The 23,305-nt window shown below is 68.1% G+C and carries 21 protein-coding genes and 3 pseudogenes; 16 read left to right on the forward strand and 8 right to left on the reverse strand.

Annotation, left to right across the window (positions count from 1 at the left end; genetic code table 11):
* Positions 1-104: 104 nt before the first annotated feature.
* Positions 105-446, forward strand: a complete 342-nt coding sequence (locus AB0E78_RS23470) for a hypothetical protein (protein ID WP_361835634.1) — start codon at positions 105-107, stop codon at positions 444-446.
* Between the two features lie 438 nt (positions 447-884).
* Here the strand turns inward: AB0E78_RS23470 and AB0E78_RS23475 are convergent.
* A pseudogene (locus AB0E78_RS23475) lies at positions 885-1,022 on the reverse strand (DUF397 domain-containing protein); the annotation flags it as partial.
* A gap of 958 nt (positions 1,023-1,980) precedes the next feature.
* Here AB0E78_RS23475 and AB0E78_RS23480 point away from each other — a divergent pair.
* Positions 1,981-2,514 carry a class I SAM-dependent methyltransferase gene (locus tag AB0E78_RS23480; RefSeq protein WP_361835636.1) on the forward strand — a complete coding sequence of 178 codons (534 nt, stop codon included), beginning with the start codon at positions 1,981-1,983 and terminating at the stop codon, positions 2,512-2,514.
* A 520-nt stretch (positions 2,515-3,034) separates the two neighbouring features.
* Here AB0E78_RS23480 and AB0E78_RS23485 read toward each other — a convergent pair.
* From AB0E78_RS23485 to AB0E78_RS23495, 3 genes are all read right to left on the reverse strand, one after another.
* Positions 3,035-3,754 carry an SGNH/GDSL hydrolase family protein gene (locus AB0E78_RS23485; protein ID WP_361835639.1) on the reverse strand — a complete coding sequence of 240 codons (720 nt, stop codon included), beginning with the start codon at positions 3,752-3,754 and terminating at the stop codon, positions 3,035-3,037.
* A complete protein-coding gene (locus tag AB0E78_RS23490) occupies positions 3,751-4,239 on the reverse strand; it encodes a cupin domain-containing protein (protein ID WP_361835641.1) in 489 nt (162 codons plus the stop codon). Before AB0E78_RS23490 ends, AB0E78_RS23485 begins: the two co-directional genes overlap by 4 nt.
* Positions 4,240-4,307: 68 nt before the next feature.
* Positions 4,308-5,144, reverse strand: coding sequence for a helix-turn-helix domain-containing protein (locus AB0E78_RS23495; protein ID WP_361835644.1), 837 nt, complete (start codon positions 5,142-5,144; stop codon positions 4,308-4,310).
* 513 nt (positions 5,145-5,657) lie between these two features.
* Here AB0E78_RS23495 and AB0E78_RS23500 point away from each other — a divergent pair.
* Entirely contained in the window at positions 5,658-6,578 is a 921-nt protein-coding gene (locus AB0E78_RS23500) for an NADP-dependent oxidoreductase (RefSeq protein WP_361835647.1), read from the forward strand.
* A 254-nt stretch (positions 6,579-6,832) separates the two neighbouring features.
* On the opposite strand, the gene AB0E78_RS23505 is transcribed toward AB0E78_RS23500, so the two are convergent.
* Positions 6,833-7,771: an alpha/beta hydrolase gene (locus tag AB0E78_RS23505; RefSeq protein WP_361835649.1), complete on the reverse strand. Its 939-nt coding sequence runs from the start codon at positions 7,769-7,771 to the stop codon at positions 6,833-6,835.
* Positions 7,772-8,028: 257 nt separating this feature from the next.
* Here AB0E78_RS23505 and AB0E78_RS23510 point away from each other — a divergent pair, with 257 nt between their 5' ends.
* From AB0E78_RS23510 to AB0E78_RS23540, 7 genes and pseudogenes are all read left to right on the forward strand, one after another.
* Complete coding sequence (locus AB0E78_RS23510) at positions 8,029-8,613, forward strand: TetR/AcrR family transcriptional regulator (protein ID WP_361835652.1); 585 nt, start codon at positions 8,029-8,031, stop codon at positions 8,611-8,613.
* Between the two features lie 321 nt (positions 8,614-8,934).
* Positions 8,935-9,816 carry an aminoglycoside phosphotransferase family protein gene (locus AB0E78_RS23515; RefSeq protein WP_361835909.1) on the forward strand — a complete coding sequence of 294 codons (882 nt, stop codon included), beginning with the start codon at positions 8,935-8,937 and terminating at the stop codon, positions 9,814-9,816.
* 341 nt (positions 9,817-10,157) lie between these two features.
* Positions 10,158-11,174: an aldo/keto reductase gene (locus AB0E78_RS23520; RefSeq protein ID WP_361835655.1), complete on the forward strand. Its 1,017-nt coding sequence runs from the start codon at positions 10,158-10,160 to the stop codon at positions 11,172-11,174.
* A gap of 224 nt (positions 11,175-11,398) precedes the next feature.
* Complete coding sequence (locus AB0E78_RS23525) at positions 11,399-12,031, forward strand: DUF6000 family protein (protein ID WP_361835658.1); 633 nt, start codon at positions 11,399-11,401, stop codon at positions 12,029-12,031.
* Entirely contained in the window at positions 12,028-12,429 is a 402-nt protein-coding gene (locus tag AB0E78_RS23530; RefSeq protein ID WP_361835660.1) for a DUF5958 family protein, read from the forward strand. The genes AB0E78_RS23525 and AB0E78_RS23530 overlap by 4 nt, the downstream gene beginning before the upstream one ends.
* Before the next feature lie 200 nt (positions 12,430-12,629).
* Positions 12,630-12,992, forward strand: coding sequence for a hypothetical protein (locus tag AB0E78_RS23535; protein ID WP_361835663.1), 363 nt, complete (start codon positions 12,630-12,632; stop codon positions 12,990-12,992).
* Positions 12,993-12,996: 4 nt separating this feature from the next.
* Positions 12,997-13,281 (forward strand): annotated as a pseudogene (locus AB0E78_RS23540) (DUF6357 family protein); the annotation flags it as partial.
* Positions 13,282-13,395: 114 nt separating this feature from the next.
* Here AB0E78_RS23540 and AB0E78_RS23545 read toward each other — a convergent pair.
* Positions 13,396-14,409, reverse strand: a complete 1,014-nt coding sequence (locus AB0E78_RS23545) for a mechanosensitive ion channel family protein (protein ID WP_361835665.1) — start codon at positions 14,407-14,409, stop codon at positions 13,396-13,398.
* A 987-nt stretch (positions 14,410-15,396) separates the two neighbouring features.
* Here AB0E78_RS23545 and AB0E78_RS23550 point away from each other — a divergent pair.
* Entirely contained in the window at positions 15,397-16,377 is a 981-nt protein-coding gene (locus AB0E78_RS23550) for a pentapeptide repeat-containing protein (protein WP_361835668.1), read from the forward strand.
* A gap of 415 nt (positions 16,378-16,792) precedes the next feature.
* The gene (locus AB0E78_RS23555) at positions 16,793-18,292 is read left to right on the forward strand and encodes a HEAT repeat domain-containing protein (RefSeq protein WP_361835670.1); all 1,500 of its coding nucleotides are present in this window, start codon (positions 16,793-16,795) and stop codon (positions 18,290-18,292) included.
* A gap of 185 nt (positions 18,293-18,477) precedes the next feature.
* Here the strand turns inward: AB0E78_RS23555 and AB0E78_RS23560 are convergent, their stop codons facing one another.
* Positions 18,478-18,891: a helix-turn-helix domain-containing protein gene (locus AB0E78_RS23560; protein WP_361835673.1), complete on the reverse strand. Its 414-nt coding sequence runs from the start codon at positions 18,889-18,891 to the stop codon at positions 18,478-18,480.
* A 101-nt stretch (positions 18,892-18,992) separates the two neighbouring features.
* Between AB0E78_RS23560 and AB0E78_RS23565 the strand changes: the two genes are divergently transcribed.
* From AB0E78_RS23565 to AB0E78_RS23580, 4 genes and pseudogenes are all read left to right on the forward strand, one after another.
* Positions 18,993-19,844, forward strand: coding sequence for an alpha/beta hydrolase (locus tag AB0E78_RS23565; RefSeq protein ID WP_361835675.1), 852 nt, complete (start codon positions 18,993-18,995; stop codon positions 19,842-19,844).
* Positions 19,845-20,570: 726 nt separating this feature from the next.
* A complete protein-coding gene (locus AB0E78_RS23570) occupies positions 20,571-20,924 on the forward strand; it encodes a beta/gamma crystallin domain-containing protein (RefSeq protein ID WP_361835678.1) in 354 nt (117 codons plus the stop codon).
* Positions 20,925-21,305: 381 nt separating this feature from the next.
* Positions 21,306-21,644, forward strand: a pseudogene (locus AB0E78_RS23575) (transposase); the annotation flags it as partial.
* A gap of 179 nt (positions 21,645-21,823) precedes the next feature.
* A complete protein-coding gene (locus tag AB0E78_RS23580) occupies positions 21,824-22,357 on the forward strand; it encodes an IS5 family transposase (protein ID WP_361835911.1) in 534 nt (177 codons plus the stop codon).
* Here AB0E78_RS23580 and AB0E78_RS23585 read toward each other — a convergent pair.
* Positions 22,338-23,225 (reverse strand): alpha/beta hydrolase, encoded by an 888-nt coding sequence (locus AB0E78_RS23585; RefSeq protein ID WP_361835681.1) that lies wholly within the window; start codon positions 23,223-23,225, stop codon positions 22,338-22,340. The genes AB0E78_RS23580 and AB0E78_RS23585 overlap by 20 nt on opposite strands.
* Positions 23,226-23,305 lie beyond the last annotated feature (80 nt).

A 23,305-nucleotide genomic window follows, 5' to 3' on the forward strand; every position in this document is an offset into this window, starting at 1 on the left:
TGCAGCAAGGGGGCACGAAAGGCCGATGAGGGTCAGGGCAAGATGACGGGAACTGCCCCAGAAGGCCAGATCCCTACTGCGACCGCAGCGTCTACGCTGTCGCAGTGACGACCTTCGGAAGTGGCCATCGAATCCCGAACCTCCCGGACGCGCTCACGACATGGTTCGCCGAGAACGGAGCGGTTCTCCGCACACGTGGGATCACCGCTGAACTGCGGCACTCCCCAGAAGACGGCCGACTCAAGAACAGCGCATGGCTGACTGCCGAGGTCGGGAACCGGGTCATACAAATCACCGTCTGGAACAGCGGTGAAGCCGAACTCGACTTCGTGGACCTCGGCAGCGGTGACCACCGTCCCGAGCACCGAGACCTCCGAACCGAGCAGGAACTCCGTGCCCTCCTCGGATCCGTACTCGACTGGATCGTCCTCGGCACGAACAGCTGACCGTCAAGATCTGTGGAGCGCGGCGCTATCCGGCACCTTCGGGTCTCGTGCCGAAGCGCAATGCAGCAGCTCCTGTTCCTGCGCGGCGACGCGCCCGATGTAGCGCACCCGTTGGGTGGCCGCCGAACGGCGGCTTGGCGACGTGCCGCACCCGCCCATGCTGGTCTCCACCCCCCCTCATCGGCCGCGCCCGTACCGCACTGCTCCGCGTAGTGTCGCGCTCTCCAGGAGTACACCCAGTGACGACGCCTCAGCGACGTCACTGGGCTCGCCTGCACTGCGGAAGACAGATTGTCCTCGCGGTGCCCCATGCCCTCGCAGCCCGGACCCGGTTTGCCTGGCTGGCGCCAGGGTTCAGGCGCTGCAAGGGTACCGACGTACAGAATGTCCCTGCCCCCCCTGCAGGCACGGCGGGACAACCGGGCCGCTTGTCGTGCGTCAGGCGTGGAGGCGTCCAGCCCGGAGGTCGCTGATGAAGTTGGAGAACGAGGCGGGGGTGATCAGCAGGACGGGGCCACTGGGGTTCTTCGAGTCGCGGACGGCGACGCCCTGGTGTGACTCGATGACGTCTGCGACCTCGACGCACTGGCCTTACTCGCCGCCGCTGTGCGACGACTTGCGCCATGTGGATCCGGACAGGTCTGTTGCCATGAGGGTCTCGGTGGTCACCTGGTCTTTCCTCTCAGGTACTGGCTGATGAGATCCCACGATTTGGTCATGGGATGTGCAGCGTCGGCGGCCTTCTTGAAGACCTCTGCCATGTAAGCGATGCTGCGGGTGCCCCTCAAGGCCACGCGCCTTCCACCCCGGAGAGGTGATCTAGCGTCGGCACACGAACGGCCCGACAGCGCAGGGGTGTTGCTTGCGTAGGCGTTCGGCGCCCCCGCAGTGGGGCCGGCCATACCTCGAGGCGCCCTGGAGGCGGAACACCGTGGCCCTCGGCGGTTGACGGCCAAGGACTGGGACCCTCACTGCTGCCGTAGGGCGTGGGAGTGAACGGGCGGCCCCAGTAGACAAAATAGCCGACTCCACCCTTGGATTTCTGCGCGCCACTTCCAGGGGCGATTCCTGGAGCACATCCCGGAAATCGCTTTCAAGTACGACGGCTCGGTGGAGCGCACCGCGCAGATCATCGACGCTGCCGGGTTCGAGGTCGACTGGAAGGTGTGGGAGGCGGGTTACGCCAAGTGCGGCCGCTGCAGGCCGGGCGAGAACTGCCACTGATCTGCCGACAAGTGATCGGGCCCGGAGGCGCGATGAGCGCCCGGGCCCATACTTGCGCGTCCGAGTGGGCGAAGTGCGTCGTTCCCGGTTGACGGGTGGCAGGCGCGAGTACGGTGATCAGCTCACCCAGCGGGCCCCACCGGCATCTTGAGGAGCCTTTTGCCCACCGCGCCGCACAGTGCCGCCGAGTACTGGGACCGCTACCTGCCCCACCACGGCGACGGCGAGCACCCCGCCCTGCAGCCCGAGTTCGAGTGGACCCAGTACAGCGGCCACGGCCCCGGCGCCGAAGTCCTGGGCCGGCCCGCCCGTGCCCCTGGACCTGGGCCCCGCCCGGGGCAGGGAAGCCTCCTACCTGGCCCGGCAGGGTACCGAAGTCACCGGCGTTGACCTCTCCCGCCTCCAGGTAGAGCGGGCCCGCGCCTGGTGGTCGGCCGAACCGCGCCTGAGATTCGTGCAGTCCGACGCGTGCGACTTCCTGCGCGAAGACGACACCGCCTACCACGCGATCTACTCCGTGTGGGGCGCCGTCTGGTTCACCGACCCCGACGCGCTGCTCCCCTTGATCGCCGGACGCCTCGCACCGGGCGGCATCCTGGCCTTAAGCCACGCCGAGCCGGCAAATGGCGCCTACGGACCCCAGGCCATGGGCGGCAAGTACCTGGAGGGACGCAGGAACGAACTCACCGTGCTGCGCTGGCAGTATCCGCCGCGCAGCTGGCATGACCTGCTCAAACGGCACGGATTCGCCAGGGTCGAGGCGAGCGTGCTGGCCGCGCCGGAGGCAGGCAAACTGGGCACGCTGATGGTGACTGCGCGACGAGGAGACCCCACGGCTCCCTGATCCTGACAAGGTCAGCTGATGCCGACGACGGCGACCCCGCCCCGCCGCTGAAGGGCAGGGGCACCGCGCTCTCACTCCGGAAGCATCGATCGGAGCGATCGTGCCGGCGCGCCTGACGGATCGCGGGTGACCTGGCTCTGCAGAACCCAGACGCACACGGCCGGTCGTCGTCCCCTCCCTTGACAGGGGGAGACCGAAGACACCGTTTACCTGTCGAAGCCCGAAGCCCGAAGCCCGAAGCCCGAAGCCCGAAGCCCGGAATCGGTGGCGGCCCGCCAAGCGGCCGCAAGGTGTGCCGCGCTTCCGTGGGCACACATCCCGCCCCAGTTCACGGCGAGGCGAGTGGTACTTCAACGCCGGGTGGTGCTCCAACGGCCAGGTCCATGTCACGTAGGCGTCGAACGATGCCGCACAGACCGCGTAAGCCCTCGGCCTTGCGACCGGGTCCCTCGTGGTGCCCCGGTCCGCCAGGAGGCTGACCGGGGCAAGGGCATGCGCACTGATCAGTCAGCGCAGCCGGTTACGCGCTCTGGTTCAGCAGACAGGTGTCGATGACCTCGGCGACCAGGGCGGCGCCCCGGCTGTTCTGGTGGATGTGGTCGGTCGTGAGCACGAGGCCTCGGCGCCGCGAGATCGTGTCGAGACTGTGGCGCAGCACGGCGTGCCGCACCAGGACGCCGAGGCCTGCCGCGGGCGTTAGTTCCCGGTAGGGGATCGGTGGCGGGTCTGCGTGGCGTAGTTCCTCGATCTGGCGTTCGTGGAGCGGGAGGTAGGTCGCCCCGCCGGTGGTGGCCACCTCGGCGATCAGTCGGCTGTAGGTCTGCGATGCCTGTGCGGCCGCGCCGTCGAGTTGTTGGCCCAGGATCGGTAGCGAGAGTAGACCGATCGTCGCGTCGGTCTGCGTGCGCAGCCGTTCGACGAGGCCTCCCAGGCACTGCTGGAACCAGCCGGCCGACGGGCGCTGGGGGAGTTGTTTGCGCGTCATGGTGCGTTCGATGGGGTAGCCGGCGAGGCTCGCTCGGGCATCGTTGGTCCCGATCAACACGGTGATCACCTCGGGCGGGTCCGCAACGACGGCATCGAGGTGCCGGAAGAGGTTGTAGGCGAAGTCTCCGTTGGCGCCGAAGCGGGCGAGGTGCACGGCGCCGGGAGGGTGGCGTCGTTGGAGCAGGTCCAGGTAGTCGACGCTGAACTGCGCGCGGGTGAGGCTGTCGCCGAGGCAGGCGATGCGTGTCCTCACGGCGTGTGCGTTTCGGGCGTGCCGGCGTGCTCTGTGGGGCGGGCGTCGATCCGGGGGCGGTGGTCGGTGCCGAGGCCGGCGGTGATGGTCAAGATGGTCGCCGGCCCCGCCATATCGACCGCGTGCCACGTCCCGGCCGGATTGACGGTGGCCTCGCCCGGCGCGAGCACGACGTGGTCGGTCACCCCGTCCACGTCACGGGTGACTGTCACCGACCCGCGCAGACAGACGACCAGTTCGTCGCCGGCGGGGTGGCGCTCCCAGTCGTCGCCGACGCCGACGCCGTCGCCGTCGAAGATCGTCACTATCCGGCCCTCGGCACCGTCCGCCGCGACCGCGGCGCTGTAGGCCTTGAGCACCTGTGAGTCCCAGGAGAAGCCTTCGATGGGTTTCGCTGTCGATCCCAGCCCGAGGTGCACGGGGGTTGTCCGCAGGTCGATGGGATTGTGTTCGTGGTTGCCCAGTCTCATGCCGACGATCGTCACAGGACAGCGATCGGGTGGTCTTGAAGGAATGGGAACGAAAGCTGACGCGATGGGCAGCCGGGCGGCGACTACCCGCTCCCCAGGAGGATTTCGCCCCGGCGCCAGGCCGTTGGCGATCGGCCCGTGAACTCGCGCCAGTCGCGCACGAGATGGGCCTGGTCGGCGTAGCCGGAGACACTTGCCACCTCGGACCACGCGAGCGGGTCGTGTGCGGTCGCCAGTTCGTGCGCGTGCTCGAAGCGCAGGACGCGGGCGAAGGTCTTCGGAGAGAGGCCCACCTCGCCGCGAAACCGCTCGGTGAGGTAGCGACGGCTCCAGCCCAGTTCCGTGGCGATCGCCCCCACCTGGATGCGGCCCTGCGCGGCGACGAGGCGGCGCCATGCCTCGGCCACCTCGGGGCGCACCCGGGACGCGGGGTCGCCGCCGGAGCTGCGGCCGACGGCTCGCAGGAGCGCCTCGTCCAGCGCGGCGAACCGCGCGGCCCACGTGGTCGCCTCTCGGAGCCGGTCGACCAACTCGACACCAAGCGTCCCGAGAAGCTCGTCGAGTGGGACCAGTTGGTGGGCGAGCGCGGCGGCCGGCACACCGTAGATGGCCCGGGCCCCGAGCGGTGTCAGCGACACCTGCACGCCTTGCTGGCGTCCGTCGTGGTGGATCGCGACGGACCGGCACATCAGACCGCCGCCCAGGCCGTCGAATCGCGAGATCGGTGACCCGTCATCGACGCCCGCCGCCACCTCCAAAGGGCCGGACAGGCTGATCACCGCAGTGAGCAGGCGGCCCGGCGGACCGCAATGCACCCCAGACGGGAAGCCGCGAAGATCGAAACCGACGTACGAACCGACGTACCGCCGCAAGGCGAGCGCCGGACGTGCAGCCATCCTGGTAGCCGTATGGTCCTCCACCCTCGTCAGTGTACGAACCGGCGGGACCCTGGGCGTCCTTGTGCTGCACCGCATGGTGAAGGCCACCAAGGATGCTTCCTGGAGCCGCTGGCCCGGCTGGCGGAGGAAGGGTCCAGACCCAGCCGCTCGCCGACCGCCCCGACCTGCACCGGGCCGTCGGCCTCCGCACGATCGCCAGGAACTTGCGGCAGTCACCGGGCAGCGCGCCCTCGGCGGCCGCGTTCGCGGCTCCTCGCTCCAGCGCAACATGCCTCGGCTCTCTTGGCGTCCGCCCGGAGCCGGACGGGATCGGCGGGCGGATCCCACGAAGACGGGGGCGAGCAAGTCGCCGGAGGCGAAAACTCAAGCTGAGGGGGCGGGCGGCCGGGCAGAGGTCCAGGGTCGGCTCCGCCTGAATGGCCCACGCGAAACGCGAAAGAATGGCCCACATGCTTGGGCTGCCTGCATCCTAGGGTGGAGGCGAGCATCGTGGCGCACGCAAGCGCCCACCTCCCGCACCTCGGAGGAATCCTCATGCAAGCCATCACCGTCCAGGACCGCGAGGTCGGCGCCTACGGCCTCGCCCTCACCGAGCTGCCCCATCCGCACGCCGCGGAGAACGACGTCATCGTCAAGGTCCATGCCGCCGGCTTCACAGCGGGCGAACTGGCCTGGCCCGGCACCTGGACCGACCGGGCCGGACGCGACCGGACTCCGAGCGTGCCCGGCCACGAACTCTCCGGCGTGGTCACCGAACTCGGCTACGGCACCACCGGCCTGACCATCGGGCAGCGCGTGTACGGCCTGACGGACTGGGCCCGCAACGGCACCCTGGCCCAGTACACCGCAGTCGAGGCCCGCAACCTCGCCCCGCTCCCCGCCGACGTCGACCACGTCACGGCTGCCGCACTGCCGGTCTCCGGACTGACCGCCTGGCAGGCCCTGTTCGACCATGCCCACCTCCAGACCGGGCAGAGCGTCCTCATCCACGGCGCCGCGGGCGGCGTCGGCTCGATCGCCGTGCAGCTGGCCCGCGCGGTGGGCGCCCGAGTGATCGGCACCGGACGCGCCCATGACCGCGATACTGCACTCGGGCTGGGAGCCCACGCCTTCGTCGATCTCCAAGCCGACAAGCTGGAGGGCATCGGCGACGTCGACGTGGTGTTCGACGTGATCGGCGGCGCAATCCTCGAACGTTCCACCGCTCTGGTCCGCCCCGGCGGCACCCTGGTCACCATCGCCGAGCCCGTCAGCATCCATCCCCGCGACGGACGCGCTGTCTTCTTCGTCGTCGAACCCGACCGCGACCGCCTGAGCGACCTCGCCCAACGGGTACGGGACGGACGCCTCAAGCCGATCATTGGAGACGTACGGCCGCTCAACGAGGCGATCGCCGCCTTCACACCGGACAAGCGGACCTCCGGAAAGACGATCATCCGCGTCGCCGAGGACTGAGCCAGCGAGCCGCGTATGAGCAGATCGCCTTCCCCGCAGCGACGGGCCCAGGCATTGCGCAGGATTCCCTCATCGGCGCCTTCCAGACCCATCCCGTTCACCGTGGGGCGGGTGTGACACACGGTCAGCAGGGGGCGTCTAGGGTGTGCGCCGCCAACAGACGGCGCCATCGGGGGCTCTCGTACGGCAGCCAGCCTTCGTGGTCTGAGCTTCGTGCGGCCCTGGGCGGCGCGGTCGGGTCGGTGCGATGGGTGTCAGTCGTCGTCGACGATGAAGTCTGTTATCGCGGCGGCGATAGCTTCGGGCTGCTCTTCGGGGATGAAGTGTCCGGCGTCGGGTACGACGAGTCGGGTGGTGTTGTCGGCCCATGGGCTGATGGAGGCGGCCATGTCCGGAACGGAGCCGTGGCTGCTGGAGATTCCGAGGATGGGCACGGTCAGGTGCCGCCCCTTGAGCGCCTCGCGGTTCTTGCGCGCTGACTCCGCGGCGTCTCGGTAGTAAGCGAGGGAAGCGCGCAGGCCGCCGTCGATGGCGACGGCCGCCGCGTAGTGGTCGAGCTCGGCATCGTCGAAGGTGTCGGGTGACAGGGCCTTCATCTTCAGGAACCAGCCGACGTACTCGCGTTCACGGCCGGCAAGCAGTGTCTCGGGCAGATCGGGCACGGTATGGAACGCGAAATGCCAGGTTTTCCACGCTCGATCCGGGTCGGTGGGAATCGCCTCGGGGAGAGTGATTCCGGGGATCCCAGCGTCGAGCAGGGCGACCTGGCGCAGGCGGCTCTCGAAGGTGAGCGCGAGGGAGAAGGCGACCCAGGCGCCGATGTCGTGGGCGGCCAGGGAATAGGTCGACACGCCCAGAGCCTTCACGGCGGCGTGGACGTGCGCGGCGACCGCGTGCGTGTCGTAGCTGCGCTCCGGACGCTCGGAGTGCCCCTGCCCCGGCAGGTCGATCGCGATGACGTGGAACCGGTGGGTGAGGGTAGGCATGACCTTGCGCCAGGCCCACCAGGTCTGCGGGAATCCGGCGAGCAGGACGACGGTCGGGCCGCTCGGACGTCCGCCTTCGACGGCATGAAGGCGGACGCCGTCCGCGTCGACCCAGCGGTGAGTGAATCCGGCCAGATGCTGCAGGGGCAGGTCGCGGATGGGGTTGCTTTCGGCGATGTGCGAAGTGCTGGTTGCCGGGCTGGTCACGGGGATCCTCCGTGGGTGTCAGGTGTCAGGTGTCAGGTGTCAGGTGTCAGGTGTCAGGTGTCAGATGTGCGGCTGGAGCGGTGTAGCTGACGGCGTTGGCTGGGACCGCGTGGTGTGTTGCTCGCGCGGTCGCGAAGTGCTCGGTTGCATGGCGCCATGACCACGCTTGAAGGCTACACATCTTGAACCGAACGGTTCAAGATAGAATGGTGCGCAACGCAGTCCGCACCATCGACGCATCGGCAAGGAAGTTCCGCGTGGCAGGCAAGAAACAGTTCGACATGGACACGGTGCTTGACGCCGCGATGATCCAGTTCTGGCGCGACGGCTACGCCGACACCTCGTTGGACGATTTGTCTCGGGCAACCGGCCTGAACCGCAGCTCCATCTACTCCTCCCTCGGCGACAAGGACACGCTCTTCGTGCGCTGCCTGGACCTCTATGCCGCGCGCTATGGCCAGAAGTACGACGCCGCCCTGTCGTGCGCAGCCTCGGAACCCGTTTCTGCGGTCCGTGCGTTCTTCGACGTCACCCTGAAGCGCATCGCCGATCCCGAACTGCCTGACGGATGCTTGATGGCCCAGTCAGCCATGGCCATTCCCGTGCTGAGCCCGAGCGTCGCAGCGCACGCCAAGCAGGCGCTCGGCCTCCAGAGCCAGCGCCTGCGCGCCGCGCTGAAGGCCGGCCGACTGGCCGACCAGGACGCCGAGGCCTTCGCTGTACACGCAGCGGCCGTGAACCAGTCGCTCGCCGTCATGAGCAGGGCCGGGGCGAGCCCGGCGCAGCTCCTGGCCATCGTGGGCGTGACCCTTGACGCGCTGTCGCAGGCATTGCGCGCCTAACACATCTGATAAGGCCGTCGGACTCGCAGCCCGGTACGCACACTCATTTCAGAGGTACGGCTATTGCGGCGGCGACGAGGCCAACGACGCGAACCCAGTTCACCCGGCGCAGCGTTACACGTCTCCCGGCGGGCTGGACCCCGCAATGGCGTCGCGGATGCACCACGCGAAGGCCTCACCACGTCCGGCAAACAACGTAGGGAAGTCGTAGGGAAGGTTGAGTGGTGCTGGGTAACGCGTGTACCGAGCCACGACAGTTGGCGCCTGGGCACGCTGATTGGCATCGCCCTCGCTCGTCTGTGCCAGGATGCGCGGGTGGATATGAATGACGTTACGCGTGCCATTGCGGCCGCGACTTCGGTCGCCGCATCGCTCGACCTGCCGGCCAACGATGCAATCGTTCTCCACAACTCGAACAAGCTGGCACTGCGCCTGACGCCATGCGACGTCTTTGCCCGAATCGCCCCTGTGGGGCAAGAGGTTGCCCAGTTCGAAGTCGATCTCGCTCAGCAGCTCACCGAGGTCGGAAGCCCAATGTGTCCCTTGGAACCTCGGGCGGACCCGCGCGTACACATACGCGATGGCTTCGCAGTGACGCTGTGGACCTACTACGAGTCCGTGACACCGCACACCTCACCCGTCGACTACGCCAAGGCGCTCGAGCAGCTGCACACCGGCATGCGCAAGGTGGATCTGCCGAGCCCAAGATTTGCGGACCGGATCACGGAGGCGGAAGAGGTGGTCGCCGACCCGGATCGCTCGCCGGAGCTCGCCGACGCGGACCGTGTGTTGCTCAGCGGCAGGCTGGCAAGCCTGCGACGGGGGATCGAGGGCCGTGGCGCCGTGGAGCAGTTGCTCCACGGCGAGCCGCATCCAGGCAACGTGCTCAGCACGAAGAACGGCCCGTTGTTCATCGACCTCGAGACGTGCTGTCGTGGCCCCGTCGAGTTCGACCTTGCCCATGTACCCGAGGCGGTCTGCGAGCACTACCCGAACGTTGACCAAGGGCTGCTGGACGAGTGCCGGCAGCTCGTCATCGCGATGGTCGCCGCGTGGCGTTGGGAGCTTGGCGACCAGTTTCCCCATGGGAGGCAATTCGGAGAGGAACTCCTGCGCCTGCTGCGCGAGGGTCCTCCTTGGCCGACACTCGACACAGTGATCAGGCGACTGGAATGCCTGTCGAAATCGCTGAAGGTCACGTGAAAGCGGCAAGGAGCCAAGCGAGGAGACGGTCGCCGTTGCAACCATGCGTCGCCTCGTGGCCTATGTGGCCGCCGGGGGGCACCGCATAATACCAGCCCGGGAAGCTGCGGTCACCGCTGCGACAAGGGGGCCCCGTACCGGTGTGACAAGGGGACCCCCGTACCGGCGCCACTCTCGCGTGCCGGATGCTCTCGGAGCGCGGGGTACCTCGTCTGCGGGGCGAAGTGGGGTTTGATGGCCGCAGTTTCGGCGCGCCACCGGCCATGACCGCAAGGCGCGAATCGGATTCCGGACCGAGACGTATTGCGTTAGAGCGCACGCCAACTCCTAGGTTCGGCAGCATGCGATACGTCAAACTCGGAACCACCGGACTGGAAGTCTCCGCCATCACCCTCGGCTGCATGAGCTTCGGCGAGCCGGGCCGGGGCGGCGAGCCCTGGTCGCTGGGCGCGGACGCCAGCCGGGACATCATCAAGCAGGCCCTCGATGGCGGCGTCAACTTCCTCGACACGGCCAATGGGTACAGCGCCGGAAGCAGCGAGGAGATCGTCGGCCAGGCGGTCAAGGACTTCACCCGGCGAGAGGAGGTCGTTCTCTCCACCAAGGTCTGGATGCGGATGCGCCCCGGCCCCAACGGCGCCGGGCTGTCTCGCAAGGCGATCTTCGCCGAGCTCGACGCCTCCCTGAAGCGGCTGGGGACCGACTACATCGACCTGTACCAGATCCACCGCTGGGACTACGACACCCCGATCGAGGAAACCCTCGAGGCGCTGCACGACGCGGTCAAGTCGGGGAAGGTCCGCTACATCGGAGCCTCTTCCATGTACGCCTGGCAGTTCACCAAGGCCCTGTACCTGGCTGACCTGAACGGCTGGACCCGGTTCGTGTCGATGCAGGACCACTACAACCTCATCCACCGAGAAGCAGAGCGGGAGATGCTCCCGCTCTGCGCCGACCAGGGCATCGGCGTGATCCCGTGGAGCCCGCTGGCGCGGGGCAGGCTGACGCGGGCCCAGGACACCGTCACGGCGCGTGCCGAGACCGACGAGGGCGGCAAGATCCTCTACCGCGACGAGGACCAGGCAGTGGCCGAGCGCGTCCACGAGATCGCGGGCAAGCGGGGTCTGTCCCCGGCCCAGGTCGCCCTGGCCTGGGTCATGCGCAATCCGGCGGTGACCTCGCCCATCGTCGGCGTCACCAAACCGGCCCAACTGGCCGACGCGCTCGCCGCGGTGGACGTCGAACTCGACGAAGACGAGGCCGCCTACTTGGAGGAGCCCTACCAGCCGCATGAGGCTGACTACCTGGAGGAGTCCTTCTACAAGCCGCAGCAGGTGGCGGGCTCGGGGTCGCGGTAGTCCGGGCTACCGCCGGGCCTTCGACGCGTCCTTGGCCTCGGCCTTTCACAGCCCTCAAGTCGGCCCGGCGGTGCTCGCGGGCGGTCGCGCGTACCTGCTTGGTCCGAGCGCTGCCCGCCCCGCGGCCAGCAGCAGTACCACGCGCAGCGGAACGTGCCGATGACGGCGGACGCGCCCGTGGAAACCTGTGGCACATGCGTACCCGCCCACGCCAGGATGCGGCTATGCGTCACCTCCTGAGCGATCCCGAGTTGCAGGATCTGGTCCGGCGGTTCGTCACGCCTGATCGGCGATACCTTCGGTTGGGTGGGGGCCTTCTGCGGCTGAGCTCGGTCGAGCGCTCCGCGTTTGCGCGGGATCTGGCTCAGGCCGCGTACGAAATCACTCCGGTGGAGCTTGGGGTCCTCTTCGAGGGCGGATGGCGTGAGCGAAAGACTGCTGCCTGGCTGGTTGCTGTGGCTCACAGAAGCGAGTTCCGCGACCGCATAGGCCGGCTCCTGCTGGCCAGCGAGGGACCGTATGCGGGCGCGGCATACTGTGTCGCCCTTGCGAAGTTCGGCAGTGCAGCGGACGGCGAACTGCTCAGCGCCTACCTTGAGCACTACTTGGCGCGTCCCGACCTCGACTACGACCAGGCAGTCGTCCTGGGGACGCTCCTGTACCTCGATGAGATGCTTGGCGCCCAATACGCAAGACGGTTCCTGGCCTCGGGTGGTGCGTGGGACCGATGGCTCGAGGCCCGGGCCGTGCCGGCATTCGACCCGCAACACTGGCGGCAGACCGTGCAGCGGCTATGCGCGTTCGTCACTGAGACCGCTGAGACCTTCGTCGCGCCGGACTGCGGGAACCGGTCGTGACCGAGCGAGACAACATCCTCAACGAACTCGCCCAAGGCCTGCGCGCGATGTCACAGGGCATCGAGTGGTTCGACACTCACGGCCCCCAGGAGCAGGCCGAGATACTCCTGTTCCTGCGCCATCACTGCGTGCAGGCCCGCGCCGTCACCGAAGACGGACCGGAGAGCATCCGCCGTGCCGGACTGCGCCCGACACACACGCCCGCGGTTCTGATCACCCGCGGCCCGATCGACCAGCAACTGGGCAAGATCGCCGGCCTCATCCCTGCCGACGAACGCCGCAAAGCATTTCGGCTGCTGGTCGCCGTACTCGCGGTCGCTGACGCACGGCGCCGCGAACGCTTCTGCTCCGGCGGATGCGGCCACTGGTGGCACAACCTGCCCGTTGCCGACGGGTGATGACGAGTCCACCACCGCTGTTCTCTGCCCCTGGACTCCATCGGCGGCAACACGGGCTGACGCCAGTGCTCATGAGCCTGTGTCGTCCGTCGGTGTCGGAGCCGGTCACTGCGCTCAGGGCCCGCGAGTCGTGAGGCCGGCTCCCATATCTCTGATGCCACTACGCTGGTGGAGCTGTCGCACGTGAACGAAGGACGCATATGGCTCGCCCCTACGCACTCGGACCAAAACGGTTTGTCTTCGCTGTCGGTGATGGCAACGACCAACAGGTCTCCGTGGGCGACCCTCAGGAAGCCTACGCAGCGTTCTCTGCGTTCTTCCGCGGTCGAGATGCTGACACCTACACCATCAATGATGAACCGTCGCGGCAGAGTTTGGTCCTCATGCCCGGGCAAGGTCTGATCTCGCGGATCAACGACGCGGACCCACCTCGGTCGCAATACCTCCAGGTCGACAGAGCCAACCGCTACCTTCCGAGCGCGATGCTGTTCTTCGAGAACGGATTCGCCGGCCTCGACCGCTTCGGAACACGCCTCGACGTCGAATGTGCACGGTGGTCGTGAGCCCCTGAGAGACATCGTCTTCACGCGGCAGAGCGGCTGGATCCCGAGCGTGGTCCGCGAGGACGGCGAGCTGAAGCTGACGCTCGGTGCCGGGGCCGACGCCAACCACGAGCCTCGCACATTCCCGTTCTCGATCAGCGAAGCCCACCTTGCGGTGATCCGGGAGAACCTGGGCAGACACCTGCTGCTGTGGAGCGCGGCCCTTCCGCTGTGCGACGCCGCCGGCACCCGGGGCCGGCTCGACGAGAACGCTGCCATCGCGCTCCTGGAGCCGATCCTCCTCGCCGCGGACGTAGCGGACCCACGGCGTCAAGCCCTCTCTGAGCGCCCCCCCCCGGGAGCACCCCGACCGACAACAAGCCGGCACAAGGCAATGCCTCCAGTGAGGGCTTGCAGTCCACGATCAGTTCGGGGCTGACGTGGCACTGCTCACGGTGGTGGTGGGGTCGTTGTCCGTGCGCATCCATACCGTGCGCTGTGAGAAGGGCATCGCTACCCCCGCCGCGTCGAGGGCTTCCTTGACTCGTCGGCGCAACTCGCGGGTGACGGACCACTGCTGGAGGGGCACGGTCTTGACCGCCACCCGGACCACGACGCCGTCCGCGTCCAGCGACTGCACTCCCCACACCGCGGGGTCCTCCAGCAACACGCCAGCGAACTGGGGGTCTTGGCGCATGTCGTGACCGGCCTGCTCCATGGCGTTGTAGACGGTGTCGAGATTGGACTCGTAGGCCACCGAGACGTCCAGGACGGCGCGGGCCCACTCCTGGCTGTCGTTGCGGACGCGGAGGATCTCGCCGTTGCGGATGTGCCACAGGCCGCCGTTGAGATCACGTATCTGGGTGAGCCGCAGCCCGACGTGCTCCACCTCGCCGATGGCCTCGCCCAGGTCCACGGAATCACCGACACCGTACTGGTCTTCGAGCATGATCAGCATGCCGGACAGATAATCCGCGACCAGGTTTTGCGCGCCGAAGCCGATGGCCAGTCCCACCACGCCGGCGCTGGCCAGCAGTGGGCCCAGTGCGATACCGATCTGGTCCAGGACCATGGCCAGCGCGACGGCGCCCACGACCACGGTGACGATGCTGCTGAGTACCGAGCCGACGGTGCGAGCGCGCTGCTCACGCCGCTCTTTGGCCCGACTGCGGTCGCGATGCAGCACGGCGGGGCCACGGCCGGTGCGGCGCGGTTCGCCCTGCTCCTGGGACGGCTCCAGGATGCGCTGCACGACCCGGGTGATGGCCTTCTTGGCCAGCCCCTTGACGATCATTGCTCCCACGACGATGAGTACGATGCGCAGCGGAACGCCTATCAAGGTATCGACGTGGTCCCGCAGCCAACCCGGGGCTGCTATCGCCTGCTCGTCAGCGTGGCTGCCAGGGACGTACGACGCCAACGCGCTGGAGGATGACACGGGATTTCGCTCCACTCAGTCGAACTGAATATCTACGGCAGCGGGGACCGTAACCACGGTTGCCGAATGCGGTCAAAAGGTGTGGAGGGTGTGTGTGGGCGGAGCGGCATCAGCGTGAGCAACGTGGGTGAGCCGGAGCGCCCTGGGTAGGCGAGCGGCGGCCTGCGGTCAACGGCTGAAGCATCTGCGGGTACGGGCGGTTCTGTGCAGCGATAGGCGCCGCTCGCCGCCGTATGGACGTCGCGCTCCACGCGCCGTACCAGCTTGTCGTCGGTGACGGTGAACGCGTCGTCGCGGACGTAGTTGCTCCGCAAGACCTGCGCACTGGGCGTGCCGGGCGGGCGTACGACCATGAAGTCGAAGACGGGCTGCTGCGCGGTCGGGGCAGTGGTATCGGCCACGGCGCCTGTCCCCCTGTGCTGAGCGCTCTGTGCTGCGCTGGTCCCAAGGGAACGGACAGTGGGGGCGCAGGCGCTTCACCGCCTCGGGGACGGTCCCGGGAATGTCCCTGGGGGCGCCCCGGACCTCGGCCCGCGCCCCCAACGACAGTACCCCTCGCGCGGGTTGAAGTGCAGGCCATGTGACGAGGTGAGGCGACCGGGCTGCCCGGAGTGCTTACACACTCGCCAGCTCGAACTGGGTGATGGTGCCCGCCCGTACAGAACCCCCTGCCAGCATGAGCAGGGGAGCGTGCGACATCGGGTGAGGTCTCCCGGTCGGCGCTGAGGTTGATCATGGTCTTGCTGGGCCGGGCCGGAACTCTGCAACCGGGCCGTGCATGAAGGCTGTCTAGCAGGCATGAACCTGTTGTCTGACCTGGCCCAGAGGCGTTCTGCCCTGACCCAGAAACGAAGGAGCGCTCGCCGACGAAAGAGCGCTTTGCGGGTAGGGGCCGCGCTGGACCGACGCCGGGAGCGAGTCAGGAGAGCCGACCGTCTTCGGCGGCGAGGGCTGGTTGCCCTGATGGCGGTAGGAGGCCTCGCACTTGTGGTCGGCCTCCCGTGGCTCATCTGGCGCGGCCCCTATGTCCTGGACGCCAAGTACATCGATCGCAAAGCTCTCGGTGAAGGCTCAGCCGCCCTCGTCACCGGTCTGCGTACCGCTCTGGTCGCGGTCGTTGCCGCTCTCGGCGCCGGCATCGCCCTGCTCTACACCGCCCGCACCTACCGGCTCACCCGGCGCGGGCAGATCACCGAACGCTTCACCAAGGCTCTTGAACGGCTGGGCTCGTCCGAGATCTACGTCCGGATCGGTGGCATTCTCGCCCTTGAGCAGATCGTGCGGGACGCCCCTGAACAGGCAGCCACCGACGCTGCCGAGGTCCTCGGTCATTTCATCCGCCACCGGGCTCCCAAAGCCCGACGTCAGAGCGACCCCGACCCCGGCGGCCTTCCCAGCGAACTGGAGGCAGACGTACAGGCAGCGCTCACCGCACTCACCCGAGCCGAGTCACGCACCCACGTCGACCCCCGCCAACAGCTTGACCTGCGTGGGCTTCACCTCGCTGGGGCGTACCTGAAGGCCGCAGATCTCACCTATGCCGACCTGCGCATGGCAGATCTGACGGGGGCCCACCTGACCGGGGCAACGCTGACGGATGCCACCCTGATCAGGACGACTCTGACGAAGGCCACCCTCTTCGAGGCAACCATGACGAGGGCTGACCTGGCTTACGCCACGCTGACGGCGGCCAATCTGCGCAGGGCTGATCTGACGGAGGCCTATATGGGCCAGGCAACGCTGACGGGGGCCAAGTTGGGCAAGGCGACGTTGACGGATGCCAATCTGAAAGGGGCGAATTTGACGAAGGCCGCCCTGCCCGAGGCCACGCTGACGGGGGCCGACCTGTCCGGGGCTGATCTGTCCTGGGCGGTCCTTACGACGGCCGACCTGTCCAGGTCAGTTATGACAGGCATCGTGACCGACAAGCGCACGAAGATGCCGGAGGGATGGGCCCCGGAGGCGTAACGGTGGGGGGGTGGGGATGGCGGTCAGGGCCTGCGGATGCCCCGGCGTCGCCACCGATGAGATCATCGGGGCCGCCCGCGACCTGCTGCCGACCTCGGTCGCTCGACCACTCGATCACCTCAGTGAACCGAACGTCGAGCTCGGTATCAAGGGCCCATCCCCGCAGGTAGGGGAGCAGTTCGGTTGCGTCCAGGGCCGGACCCGTGCAGACGGGACGATCTCCGCGCACGGCGATGTCACGGCCCGAGCCGACACGGCCCTCGAGAACGCCGCAGAAACACTCCGCCCCAAGGGACCAGCGAACCACCGCACAGAAAGCCGCGAGTTTAAGATCTGCACGCCCCTCGACGCATGACGCAGGCGCCCGTCGGCGCAACCTCCCGTCGGTTCGGGAGTCTTACTTCCCGGGGTGCACATGACGACAGAGCATCAGATTGCCTTCTTCCTGAGGGAACTGGAGACGGGCGACACCTGGCGGCGGGCAGCAGCGGCGAAAGGGCTCGGCAAACTCGGCGGCACCGAGCACGCCGCGGTGCTCCTCAGGGCAGCTGCCGACCCTGCGCCCGAGGTGCGGCAAGGCGCGGCGGTGGGCCTGGGCAGGCTGGGGGTCTCCTCGGCCGGGGCGGCACAGACCCTGTGCGCGCTGATGGACGACGTCGATCCGTGGGTGCGCAGGCGGGCCTCTCTGGCGTCCATCCGGCTGGGGCTGCGCGATCGCGAGGTCGTGGACGCCTATGGGCGACTGCTCAGCGATCCGGACCATCACCTGCGGATCAACGCCTTGGAGGCGTTGCTGGAGCTGGGCGTGCCCGGTGATGTTCCCACGCTCGTGCGGCTGATGGGTGATCCGGCACATGGCATCTGGGGTCGGGCGAGGTCCTTGGTCTTCATGTTCGAGAAGGACCCGGCCGTCGAGGCGGAGCTGGTCCGTACGGCCCAATGGGGTGCGGATGCCGCCCGTGTGTGCGCCGTGTTGATGCTGCCGGACCAGCACGTCGACCGGCTGCTGCCGTGGCTGCTGAGCGAATTGACGGACAGCCCCTCCATCGAGGTGCGCTGCGCCGTGGCTTTCCGACTGGCGCGCGTGGACCGCCCAGAGGTGCGGGACGGGCTGTTCGCTGTCCTGGAGGCGGAGCGGGATCCGACGATGGCGAGGCAACTACTGTTTCTGTTCGGGCGATCGGGTGACGAACGGCTGCTGAATCCGGCCTCGCGCTGGCTGAGCGACCAGCGGGCGGGGCCCTCGGCTGCCTCTGCCCTGGGGTGCGTCGGCGGCAAGGCCGCCACGAGGCTCCTGCGGGCTCTGCTCACCGACCCGACCACGGCCGCCCCCACGCTCGCGGCAGCAGCCACGGCCTACGGCGACATGGGCAGGTGGGACGCCGTGTGGCTGCTGCTCCCGCTGCTGGACCATGCCGCGCCCGAGGTGTACGCAGGCGCATTGCGCGGCCTGGACGCCATGGCGCGCACCGGGTTCAGGCCATGGGAACGCGCGGCGGTCGCCCGGGCGGTGGTAGCCCGTCTTCATGTCGACGCCACCCTGTTCGGGGTGGCAGAAAGGGTCCTCACGGGCCTGGCGGAAGCCTTGCCCGGTCTGCGAGAACTGGTGGACCGGACCACCTCCCCCCTGGTCCGATCCGCCGCGCTGTCGCTCCTGGACCCGCACAATGCGACGGACGCCGGCACCCCGCACGATCTGCCGCTCTTCGAGCGGCACTTGGACGACGGGGATAATTGGGTGCGCCGGGCCGCCGCTGAGGGGATCGCCCACTGGGTGGAGGAGACGGGCACGCTCCCTGCGGGCCAGGAGAGGCTGCGCGAGCGGCTCGCCGCCCTGGACTCAGACCCATGGGATTCCGTACGCGAGGCGGCGGCCGAAGCGCTGCGGGCCCTGAACGAGGTCCGCAACGACTGACGAGGCAGGGGCGCCAGCGGCAAGAGGATCACGTGGAACGGACCGTGAACTCCGGTTTCAGGGAAGGGCCTGCGTCGGTACGGCAACGAGACGCATCCAACGGAGGTTGGCCCCCGGGTAGACCCTCGCGCTCGGGCGTGTCTTCAATGCAGTTGCGCGGGATGAGGGGTCTTGTGAGTCGTCGTTTAACCGGGGGGTGACTCGTCGGCGAGCTGGTTGCTGCGGTCGATCTCCGGCATGTGCGTCTCGGCCCAGACCCGCAGGGCGGAGAGCGGTCCTTCGAGGGACAGGCCGAGCTCGGTGAGCCGGTAGTGGACGGCGGGCGGCACGGTGGGTTCCACTCGGCGCGCGACCAGGCCGTCACGGACCAGGCTCTGCAGGGTGACGGACAGCATCTTCTGTGAGATGCCGGGGATACGGCGCCGCAGTTCCGCGAAACGGAGCTCGTCCGGCGCCTCCTCGGCCAGCATCTTGATCGCCATCGACGTCCATTTGGTGCCGATACGGTCGAGCAACTGGCGGGTCGGGCAGAGCGGATCCAGCAGATCACCCCGCTCACCGCGCCGCCGGCTGGGTCCGCCGGGCCTCGATGTGGTCACTCAGGGCTCACCACCTGAAGGGAAAGTGCCGTCTTGGAGGAACCAGGTTAGTTCCTTAGCGTGACGTGGTCACTATTCCTCACCACATCTGGAGCCTCTCCATGCCCGAGCTGCGACGCGTCCCCGTCAACGGCATCGAACTGAACGTCGCCCTCGCCGGATCGGGCCCGGCCGTCCTGCTGCTGCACGGCTTCCCGCATACCTGGGAGCTGTGGACGGACGTCATGGCCGATCTGTCCGGCCGCTACCGCGTCATCGCGCCGGACCTGCGCGGGTTCGGCGCGAGCAGCCGGGCCGCCTCCGGGTACGACGCGGGCACGCTGGCCGAGGATGCCGCGGTCCTTCTCACCACACTCGGCGAGTCCTCGGCCGCGGTGGTGGGCATCGACGCGGGTACCGCGCCGGCCTTCCTCCTCGCCCTGCGCCGCCCCGATCTCGTCCGGCGCCTGGTCGTCATGGAGTCCCTTCTGGGCAGGCTGCCCGGCGCCGAGGACTTCCTCGCCGACGGGCCGCCGTGGTGGTTCGGCTTCCATTCCGCCGCACCCGGCCTTGCCGAGACCGTGCTGGAGGGCAACGAGGCCGCCTACGTCGACTGGTTTCTGCAGGCCGGCACACTCGGCGACGGGGTGCGCCCCGCCCTCCGGGACGCCTTCGTCCGCGCATACACCGGCCGCCAGGCGTTGAGCCGCGCGTTCTCGTACTACCGGGCACTGCCCGAGAGCGCGGTGCAGATCGAGCAGGCGGTCGCCACTGCCCGCCTGACGGTGCCGACGATGGCGTTGGGTGCCCGGCCCGTCGGCGCGGCACTGGAACGCCAGCTCCGCCCATTCACCGACGATCTCACCGGACACGTCATCGAAGACTGCGGCCACATCATCCCGCTGCACCGCCCGCGAGCCCTGCTCACGCTGCTGCGTCCCTTCCTGGCCGGTGAGGACGCGAAAGCAACGTGACCTGGGCTGGGGACTGACTTTCCACGCCCGTCCCGGGCCGCCCGGCTCGGTAGGGAGAGCAAGTGGGACTGCCAAGGCCCGTCCGCACCAAACAACAGGCAAGCATGCCGCGACCGAAGCGGGACGCGACGCCGACTCCGGGCAGGGCGTCGACGAGCTACACAGCCAACAAAGTCAGCAAGCCCGGCTCCAGTTCCGTAGCGCGCGCTGTCGACCAGCCTCTTTGTGCTTCACCCAGCCGATTCGAGGACTGATTCCGCCGCTGCTGCCCCCTACAGGAAGGCTCAGGTGGGCGGGGGAGGGACGAGGGCTGCGGGCTTGATGGCGGATGGCCCGAAGCGGGCGCGGGCCGGCCGTCGACAGCCTCGAGCAGGAGGTGGAACTTAGGGGTGTTGTTCCGCTTCCGCTCGGCGCCCGGGCCACGAGCCAGGCGGGCAAGGCCTACGCGTCGACTCGCTCTGGTCCTGGGCAGGATTTCCGGTCGGTTGCACATCCATGTGCGTCCCGCTTTCGTCGTCATCTTTGCCCGAAATTCTGCCCTAAAGGGCCACCAAATCCTCCTAATGAAGTCGATCAGGACATTGGGCAGTTAATTTCAGCCGTGTGCCATTTGAGAGATTGCCATGCGCAGGAGCCCTGCACGATCGTCATCGTGCAAGCGGAAAACGTCTCCCGGAAATGACCGCAGAATGTGGTCACGTACGGGCTCGGAATCAGGGAGTAATTGTGCTTTCGAAAACCAAGAGGGTCGCGCGCTCCGCAACCGTGGCGCTCGCTGCCGCCGCCGCGTTCACCGTGGTGATGCCCAGCGGAAACGCCTTCGCCATCGATAAGGTCGAGTGCCGCGGCGGCGAAAACTTCTTGAAGATCTGGTCACACTCCAACGGTCGGCAGAGCGTGGACTGCTACGCGAACAAGGGCCGGACCAACTTCGGCAACTGGTGGGTCGACCGGATCTCCACGGGCAACAACGACCTGATCTACTACGACGCCAACGGCGACTCCGTGCGCGTCAACCGGTGGACCGACATTACCTTCCCGAACCGGCCGCCGAAGGTGAAGGACATCGAAATCCTCTGACGAGTGACGGCTCGGACAAATACGAGTCGATAACTCGGTGAAACGGTGGCCATCTTCGCACCATGGCCATTTCGCGTACCGCCGGTCACGCCCTTTCGGGCGTGGCCGGCGTAGGCCATGGTGGCCGACGCCCGCCTGTGCACGGTCCCGTGCTTCCCCGCGGCACCACCTCGTCCTGCACCCGCCCGAACAAGCCGTGGACCCTTTGGGACTACTCGCCGATCACCTCGCGGCGGGAGCCGTACCAACTCACGCGACGCGCCGTCCACGCGTCCACGCGGCCACGCGCGGATACGACGCCTCCGCTTTTCAGCCGTCGGACACAAGTGCCGCTAGGGCGTGTGTCGAAAACCGATCTTGGACTGTGAATGATCACAGTTCATGGGACGGGGAGATCTCACGGATGAGCAGTGGGCGATGCTGGAGCCGCTGCTACCGAAAGGCACGAAGGCGGGCCGGCCGCCCGTCTGGCCTCGGCGGCAGCTGATCGACGGCATACGGTTCCGGGTCCGGACCGGTGTGCCGTGGCGGGACGTGCCCGTCGCGTACGGGCCGTGGGGCCGGGTCTACGACCTTTTCCGCCGGTGGCAGCGGAACGGGACCTGGCATCGGATCCTCACCCGGCTCCAATCCTTGGCCGATACAGAAGGTGCGATCGTGTGGGACTTGAGCGTCGACTCCACAGTCTGCCGCGCCCCTCAGCACGCGGCCTGGGCTCGTAAACAAGGTGACCGACAGAAGGAATCACCGGGCGGCGTCTTCATCGAGCCCCAGGATCAGGGCGAACCGCGCTGCTCACGCCGCTCTTTGGCCCGGCTGCGATCGCGGTGCAGCACGGCGGGGCCGCGGCCGGTGCGGCGCGGTTCGCCCTGCTCCTGGGACGGCTCCAGGATCACGGGCTGGGACGCTCGTGTGGCGGGTTCACCACCAAGCTCCACCTGGCCGTCGAGCAAGGTCAGAAACCCATGTCGATCGTGGTCACGGCAGGACAGCGGGGAGACTCGCCACAGTTCGAGCCCGTTCTGGCGAAGGTCCGCGTGCCCCGCATCGGGCCGGGCCGGCCACGCGTCCGCCCCTACCGTGTGCGGGCCGACAGGGCCTACGCCTCCCGCAGAAACCGTGCCTACCTGCGCCGCCGAGGAATCCGATGCACCATTCCCGACAAGGCTGACCAGTCACGCAACCGCCAGAAGCTCGGCTCCCGCGGCGGCCGACCTCCGCGTTTCGACCCCGCCGACTACCGCGAGCGCCATGCTGTCGAGTGCGGGATCAACCGTCTCAAGCGACATCACACGGTCGCCACGAGATACGACAAGCTTGCCGTCCGCTATGACGCCGTCGTGCTGGTCGCGGCCATCGGAGAGTGGCTGCGACCAGCACCCTCCCGTCCCTTGACCACCCAGGCTTGCCGACTCAGGCGAGGTGCTTGCTGAAGAACTCGACCAACTTGGCGACGGCAGGGGTTACGTACTGGTCGCGGTCGTACAGGTCGACGTGGGTGGTGCCCTCGACGAGGAACAGCTCGGCGTTGCCGGGGCTGTCGGCGACGGCCTTCTCGGAGAACCCGCGGGTCACCGCCTCGGTGCCGGCGATCATGAGCAGCGGGCGAGGCGCGATCTTGGCGACGTCGGCGAAGGAGTCGAACTGGTCGAGGAGGCCCGCGCTGCGCACGACCATGTCACCCGTGGAGCGCGGGTGCCTGCCGCGGGGCGTCTTGTAGTAGTCGACGAACTCGGCCGTCGGGGCGGGGGTGTCGGCAGCGGCCGTCTCCGGCAGCACGGCGAAGGTCGCCGCGGGCTCGCCGGCGGCCTCGGCGCTGCGAAGGTTTCCGGAGTTTGCCACCATCTGCTGCCAGCCCTCAGGGTCGGCGCCGCGGAAGAAGCTGGGAACGTCGGTCCCGGACACGCCGGCCACGGCCTTCATCCGGTGGTCGGTCTGGGCGGCGTAGGGCACGTAGGCGCCGGAGCCGCACACGCCCATCACACCGATGCGGTCGGAATCGATCTCGGGGCGGCTGGTGAGGTAGGAGACCGCCGCGCGGAAGTCCTCGGCGCGCTGGAAAGGGTCCTCCAAGCCCCGGGGCAAGCCCTCGGATTCGCCTTGGAAGGCGGCGTCGAAGGTCAGGACGGCGAATCCCTCCTTGACCAGGCGTGTCGCGTACGCCGCCGGCGCCTGCTCCTTGACTCCGGTCGTGGGGTGGCCGACGACGATGGCAGCGAGCGGTCCGTCGACGCCATCGGGGAGGTAGAGGTGGCCGGCGAGTTGCAGGCCGTTGGTCGGGAAGCGGACGTCAGTCCTCATTTTCTGCTCCTGCGGGATCGTGTAGGGCCGGCGATCTGCGGGCCTGTATCCACTGTCCGGTCGACAGCCGGGCGCAGGAA

This window comes from Streptomyces sp. NPDC032198 (genome assembly GCF_040636975.1).
GTDB lineage: Bacteria > Actinomycetota > Actinomycetes > Streptomycetales > Streptomycetaceae > Streptomyces.